At 62.1% G+C, this 6,548-nt stretch carries 5 protein-coding genes; all 5 read right to left on the bottom strand.

Features of this window, described 5'->3' with window-relative positions; translation table 11 throughout:
• Window positions 1-559: 559 nt before the first annotated feature.
• The gene (locus tag FN835_RS08855; RefSeq protein ID WP_142662843.1) at window positions 560-1,582 is read right to left on the bottom strand and encodes an ABC transporter ATP-binding protein; all 1,023 of its coding nucleotides are present in this window, start codon (window positions 1,580-1,582) and stop codon (window positions 560-562) included.
• On the bottom strand, window positions 1,579-3,135 hold the full coding sequence (locus tag FN835_RS08850) for an ABC transporter permease (protein ID WP_246098685.1): 1,557 nt from the start codon (window positions 3,133-3,135) through the stop codon (window positions 1,579-1,581). The genes FN835_RS08855 and FN835_RS08850 overlap by 4 nt, the downstream gene beginning before the upstream one ends.
• Window positions 3,136-3,137: 2 nt before the next feature.
• On the bottom strand, window positions 3,138-4,118 hold the full coding sequence (locus FN835_RS08845) for an iron ABC transporter substrate-binding protein (RefSeq protein WP_142662841.1): 981 nt from the start codon (window positions 4,116-4,118) through the stop codon (window positions 3,138-3,140).
• A gap of 163 nt (window positions 4,119-4,281) precedes the next feature.
• The gene (locus tag FN835_RS08840; RefSeq protein ID WP_142662840.1) at window positions 4,282-4,908 is read right to left on the bottom strand and encodes a response regulator; all 627 of its coding nucleotides are present in this window, start codon (window positions 4,906-4,908) and stop codon (window positions 4,282-4,284) included.
• A complete protein-coding gene (locus FN835_RS08835; protein WP_142662839.1) occupies window positions 4,905-6,224 on the bottom strand; it encodes a sensor histidine kinase in 1,320 nt (439 codons plus the stop codon). Before FN835_RS08835 ends, FN835_RS08840 begins: the two co-directional genes overlap by 4 nt.
• Between the last annotated feature and the right edge of the window lie 324 nt (window positions 6,225-6,548).

Genomic DNA, 6,548 nt, shown 5'->3' with positions numbered 1-6,548 from the left:
AAGCCATCAAATCTCCAGAATTTCCACGGTCAGAACCACCAACAAGCGACCCGTCCCGTCCCGTTCAGCGTCTCCGCCGTTCGGTGAAGGGGTATTTACGGATCACGCCCAAAACCCGCAACCCCAAAATTGCAGAAAAACAACATTAAATGGCAAGTGCCTGTTATTAATCAGAAAAAAACCAACACCCCCATGACGCCAGCATGACAGACAACGACCAAAGCCGGAACCTAACCAGCCCGCCGCCAGCCCAACAACCGACCAACAAAACCAAACGCGCCGGGAAAACGCAGAAAAAGTAGAAAAAGAATCGCGGCAAGTCCCTGAACCAAAAGCCGGATTAAGCAGGCAGTTTGGTGTAACGCTCAGAAAATGACTAATTAACGGAACCAGAATTGCGCATGAGGGGTTGGTCCGTCAGTCGCGAGCGTTGGTAGTGAGTAATCTGGGGCCCCACGTTTCCCTGGGCGACGGATTGGCCAGAACGGTCAAAGACAGGAATTTTCCGATCATCGCCATGATCGAACGCCAGCCGATCTTTCGGTTCGGCGCAGCATATCTATGCGTCAGATGGGGTCGTATCCGTTCGGGCAAGCGGAACCGCGCGGCCAATCACATGCGGAATGACGCCCGCCCCTTCGTTCAAATGGGGGCCGGCCAGCGCATCGACCTGAAGCTCGATCCCACGCCAATCGGCCCAATAGGTGACATCATGGCCTTTGAACTCGACCGCCGTGATGCGTCCCGCATCAGCGGCATCCGAGGGGCGCAACTGAATGCTTTCAGGACGCAGCGAAAGCGTGACATGTCCGGTCGCGGGCCGGGCAAGCGCAAGTCGCCCCAGCGCCGTTGCACAGAATGCCCCGTCCGCGACCCCGTCGATCAGGTTCGTGCGACCCAGAAAGCCTGCGACAAAGCGGTCATGCGGCAGATTATAGATTTCTCGCGCTGCGGCGCATTGCAGGATGCGCCCGCCGCTCATGACCGCAATGCGGTCGGCAAAGCTAAGTGCCTCCTCCTGATCATGCGTGACCATGACGATCCCAAGGCCGGTGGATTTCAGCAGCCGCCGGATTTCACGCCGCGTTGCGGATCGCAGGATCGGGTCGAGGTTCGAAAACGGTTCATCCAGCAGGATCAGGCTTGGTCCGGCGGCGAAACTGCGCGCCAACGCGGCCCGCTGCTGTTGGCCGCCCGACATCTGGTCGGGAAAACGCCCGCCAAGGCCGTCCAGTCCGACAAGCCCGAGCATATCCCGAGCCGTGGCAAGCTGTCCGTCCCTTGTGCCAAAGCGCACATTATCCAGCACGGTCATATGCGGGAACAGGGCGAAGTCCTGAAACACCATCCCGATCCCCCGCCGTTCCGGCGCAAGGTCGGTGATGGCGCGGCCGTTCAACAGCACCTGCCCCGCGTCGGGAGTCTCGAACCCGGCGATCATGCGCAGCGTCGTGGTCTTGCCGCAACCCGAGGGGCCGATCAACGCAAGGATTTCCCCCGCCGCCAGATCGAAAGATACGTCTTGTGCGGCATGATGGCTGCCGAACCGCTTGCCAAGGCCGCGCACGGATAGAAGCGTCATGATCGCCCCTCGCCTTCGTATTTCAGGATCAGCCCGATAAATAGGCTGGAGAACAGGATGATCGCCAGCGCATAGGGCGCGGCCTCGGCCATCATCCCTTCGACGGTGCGGGCAAAGACGTTCATCGACATGGTGCGAAACCCGGTTGGCGACAGGATCCACGCCATCGGCAGTTCCTTGACGACCATGATGAAGACAAGGATGCCACCCGCCGCAACAGGTCTGCGCAGACGCGGCAGCACGATCCGCCCGAACGCCCGCGCCGGTGAAGCGCCAAGCGAACGTGCGGCTTCCTCTTGCCGGGTGCCGATCTGCAACAGCGCAAGGCGGATCGGGCCGAACGCCAGCGCCAGAAAGCTCATTGCATAAGCAAAGATCAGCAGGGCAAGGCTTTGATACAGGACCGGCACGGCCTGCAGCGAAAAGAACACCATCGCCAGGGCAAAGGTAAGCGGAGGCGTCGCATAGCCGAGATAGGCCAGCCGCTCGGACATGCGGGCCAGACGGGTATCGTGGCGCAGGCTCAGCAATACGACCGGCAATGCCAGCCCCGCCGCCAGCGCAGCCACCGGCGCCGCGACGATCGCCGTGCCAAGCGCGGCTTTGGCCAAGGCCGCCACGTCCAGCGCCGCCAGACCGAACCGCATCCAATGCACCAGCACTGTCAGGGGCAAGCCCAGCGTGCAAAGAACGACCAGCGCAATGCCCGCACCCGCCAGCCAGACCCAAGCGCCCAGCCGCACCGGACGTAACTGCCGCGCCGCTCCGGTTCCCGTTCGTGCAAACCCCCGCCGCCGCGTGGCCATCCGCTGCAACCGCAGCGCGGCCAAGGTCAGCGCCAGCAGCATCAGCGACAGCCACGCAGCATAGGTCCGGTCAAAGGCGCCGCTGTATTGCGTGAAGATGGCGTAGCTGAAAACCTCGTAGCGCATCAGGGCGACGGCACCGAAATCGCCGATGACATACAGGCCCACGATCACCCAGCCCGACACCAGCGCGGGCCATATCTGTGGCAGCGTGACGTGCCGGAACACGGCCCAGCGTGATTTGCCAAGGCTGCGCGCGGTCTCTTCCAGCGCCGGGTCCATTCCAAGGAATGCCGCGCGCAAGTTCAGGAAGATATAGGGGAAGGTATAAAAGGACAGCGCCAGCGCCGCGCCCCAAAGTCCGTAAAGCGGCGGGGTCGACACGCCGAACCAGTGCCGCAGGAACCCATAATATCCCGATAGCCCGATCAGCGCATAGGCCATGACATAGCCCGGCACAGCCAGCGGCAGAACAACCAGATAGGACAGCAGCCGCCTGGCACGCAAATCGCTTCGGGTCAGCAGCCACGCCAGCGGAAACGCGATTGCCGTTCCGATCGCCAGCGTCAGCGCCACCAGTTTAAATGTGTTCGCCAGCAGCAGGGCATTGCGCGCACGGAACACGATGTCCAGCAATTCAACCGGATCAGCATCCAATGCGCGCAAGACCAGCCAAAGCGCTGGCAGGCAGGTGCCAGCGCAGACCAGCAGCGCGGGCAGCACCAATATGATGGGTGCCCGCGCCAAGATCAAAGCAGACCCGCGTCGCGCAGAAGCGTCAGCGTGCCTTCCAGATCGCCCAGCGTGTTGGTATCGACCTTCGGGCTGATCTCGGACACGGTGTTCAGCGATTCCAACGTGGCTGCGGGAATGATACCCGTGCGGACGGGGTATTCGTTGCCCTGAAGCGTGATGAACTGTTGCGCGGCGGGCGACAGCAGGAAATCGATAAACGCCTGCGCCTCGTCCTTGTTATCGCTGGCTTCGACGATGCCTGCGCCCGCCACCAGCACAAGGTTTCCGATGTCACCCGCGGCGAAATGCGTCTGAGCAACCGGGAACTCCGCGTCTTTGGCGGTATAACGGCCAAGGTAGTAGTTGTTCACCAGCCCGTAATCGACTTCGCCATTGGCGATGCCCTCGATCTGGGTGCCGTTGTTCTTGTAGACCTTGGTGTCGTTGGCCACCATCGCGTCAAGCCACGCCTTCGCCGCGTCGTCGCCCTGCGTCAGCCGGAACGCGGTCACGAATGCCTGGAACGAGCCGTTGGTCGGTGCCCATGCGACGCGACCACGATACTTCTCGTCCGAGAGATCGGAAATGGATTGCGGCAGATCCTCGGCCGCGCGTTCGGTCGAATGGACCAGCACCCGCGTGCGCCCCGAAGTCGCGACCCACTTGTTCGCAGGGTTGCGGAACACCTCCAGCACGGTTTCGTTCGTGGCGGCAGGCAAATCGGCAAAGCGTTCCGACAGCGCCCCCAGCGCGCCCGCATCCTGCGCCCAGAACAAGTCCGCCGGGCTGGCGTCGCCCTCCTCCATCAGAAGCGTCGCCATTTCAGAGGTGGAGCCATAGCGGACCTCGGCATCGATGCCGGTCTCGGCTTCGAATTGCTGGATCAGCGGCCCGATCAACGCCTCACCGCGCCCGGAATAGATGGTCAGCGTGTCGGCGGCGGCAATGGTTGTCATACCCAGCAGGGCGATGCCGGAAAGAACCGTGGTTTTCATGATGTGCATCCCGTTTGATTGCAGAAAACCGGACGTCTTGCGGCTTTGCCGGGCGGCATGGCTTCGGGGAGGCATCCCCGGTCAAGTGAACCGATGTGCCGGGATTAGTCGACAGTTCCGGTCAGGGAAATCGGCCCCCGACCATTGCGCCGGGGCATAGGACTTAGGTCCGATCCTGCCCGCGCAGAATCAACGCGGCCTCGGTCCGGTTTCGGGCGTTCAGCTTTTGCAGGATGCGCGTCATGTGATGCTTGACGGTCTTTTCCTGAAGACCGGCAAGGCGGGCGATTTCTTTGTTGGAATGCCCCTCGGCCACAAGACGCAGGATCTCGTCCTCGCGCCCGGTCAGAAGGTTCAGCCCACGCTCGGGGACTTCGCGGCGCTTTTCCCCAAGCACGCGCGCGGCAAGGGTGGGCGCCACGTAGCCTTCGCCCCCTGCGATGGCGCGGACCGCCTCGATCAGACTGCGTGTCCCGATGCCCTTGACGATATAGCCCGACGCACCCGCCGCAAGCGCAGCCATCAGATTTTCGCTGTCTTCGGATGCGGTCAGGATCGCGACCCGCATTCCGGGGTTTTCGCGGCAAAGAGACGGCAGCACGGTCAGCCCGCCACCCGGCATGGAAAGGTCAAGCAAAAGCACATCGGGTCGAAGATCGCGGGCCAGCGTCAAGGCCTCGGCGGCGGATGCACCCTCGCCGCAGACGGTCAGATCCTCGGCCTCTTCAAGCGACAGCGTCAGGCCCCGTCGGAAGATCGGATGATCGTCGATCACAACTATGCGCATCATGCGTCCTTCACCGGCAGCAGCATTGTCACGCAAGTGCCGTGCCCTTCCTGAGTATGCAAGTTGAAGCGGCCATCAAGTCCCACGACACGATCGCGCAATCCGGCAAGGCCCAGACCCGACATTTCGGTCGCGGGATCGAAACCCGGTCCAGTGTCGCTGACCTCGACTTCGACATTGCCGGTCGTTTCGCGGATCACGACGCTTTGCCCCGCGCCCGCTGCGTGACGCGCGCTGTTGTTCAGCGTTTCCTGCAGAAATCGATAAAGACAGTTTTTCTTGGCCACCGACAGTTCCGGCAGGTCGCGCGCAATCGTCAGGCACACCTGTGTGTTCATCCTGCTTTCATGTGTGCCGACAAGCCGATTGGCAATATCTTCGACGGACCACCTTTCCAGTTCGGGCAGCATCATGCCGCGGCAGATCAGACGCAAATCCTCAAGCGCCTCATTCACCGCGCCTGCGGCCTGCTCCTGCCCCGCTGCACCATCCAGTCGCATCGCGGCAAAAGCCATCAGTTGCGCCGGCCCGTCATGGATGTCGGCCGAGAGCCTGCGCAGCGTATTCTCGCTCTGCTCAGCGATGCGGGCGTTTGCCTGCGCCACCCGCACGCTGAGCGCGTCGTTCTGGCGCAGCAGACGCGACAATTCCGCGATCTGCACATTCAGCGCCGCGCGCTGCTGTGCGATCGTGCGATGCCCCTGCGCAAACATCGCATATAGCGCAAGAAACATTGCAACGGTTATGCAGCCGACCGCGACCCAGCTTTTGATGCGACTGTCCAGAAGATCCGCGCGAAGGGCTTCTGTCGTCGTGTAGAACTCGGCGACCGCGATCACTTCGCCCGTCCGGTTGGACCGGACCGGGCTGTAGACCTCCATCAACTGCTGACTGCCCATCAGGCCCGGTTCAAGCACATTGCGCAATTCGGCATTGACCTCGCCCGACAGCGCCACGGCAAGGCGGGGATTGTCCGGCGCAAAATGCCCGATGCGTTCGGGACGGTCGCTATAGACGATGCGGCCTTGCGGGCTCCACAGCTTGAAGGCCGAGACTTGGCGGCTAAGCGCCCCCTGCCCCAGAGTGGCCGCAAGCTGTTCTGCATCGGCGTTTGCCAGGTGACCACTTGCACCCATCGTCTGAACGGCTGGCGACACCATCGAATCGACATAAAGCGCCGTGGTCGCCCCGGCATTGTCGGTCACGATCCGCTCGACCTGCGCGCCGACCCAAAACCCGATGCCGATCATTCCGGCACAAAGAACGACGCCCGCCAGAATGATGAACCGCGCCATCAGGCCAGAGGGAAGGAGGCGCATCCGTGATCTCCGTTTCGCTAAGCCATCCGCGACAGCCTTGGCCGCGTATCCGTGCACGGCATCTATTCGTTTCCCGCAATCCCGCAGGCGGACCAATCTATGGCTCAGCGCGGTCGCTTTTTCCACGACGATATGGCCGCGCGCATAGTGTATGGCCTTAGCGTCATCGGTTTCGGACAAACCGGAAGTTTCGGTGGCCGGGTCACAGGTAAAGCTCTTCGATCAGGCCGCGATGGTGATGCGGGCTTCACCGCGCTGGAAGGCTTCAAGGCTCGCCCAGGCGACGTGCGGGGTCAGAATGAAGTTTGGCAGATTCGGAAGCTT

This window comes from Paracoccus laeviglucosivorans (genome assembly GCF_900182695.1).
Classification (GTDB): domain Bacteria; phylum Pseudomonadota; class Alphaproteobacteria; order Rhodobacterales; family Rhodobacteraceae; genus Paracoccus; species Paracoccus laeviglucosivorans.
Note: the sequence above shows the minus strand (reverse complement) of the source record. Positions and strands in the feature narration are given on the sequence as shown.

Excerpts from the sequence above, each read along its gene's own strand:
- FN835_RS08855 (WP_142662843.1), bottom strand. The coding sequence starts at position 1,582 with ATGACGCTTCTATCCGTGCGCGGCCTTGGCAAGCGGTTCGGCAGCCAT.
- FN835_RS08845 (WP_142662841.1), bottom strand. The coding sequence starts at position 4,118 with ATGAAAACCACGGTTCTTTCCGGCATCGCCCTGCTGGGTATGACAACC.
- FN835_RS08840 (WP_142662840.1), bottom strand. The coding sequence starts at position 4,908 with ATGATGCGCATAGTTGTGATCGACGATCATCCGATCTTCCGACGGGGC.
- FN835_RS08835 (WP_142662839.1), bottom strand. The coding sequence starts at position 6,224 with ATGCGCCTCCTTCCCTCTGGCCTGATGGCGCGGTTCATCATTCTGGCG.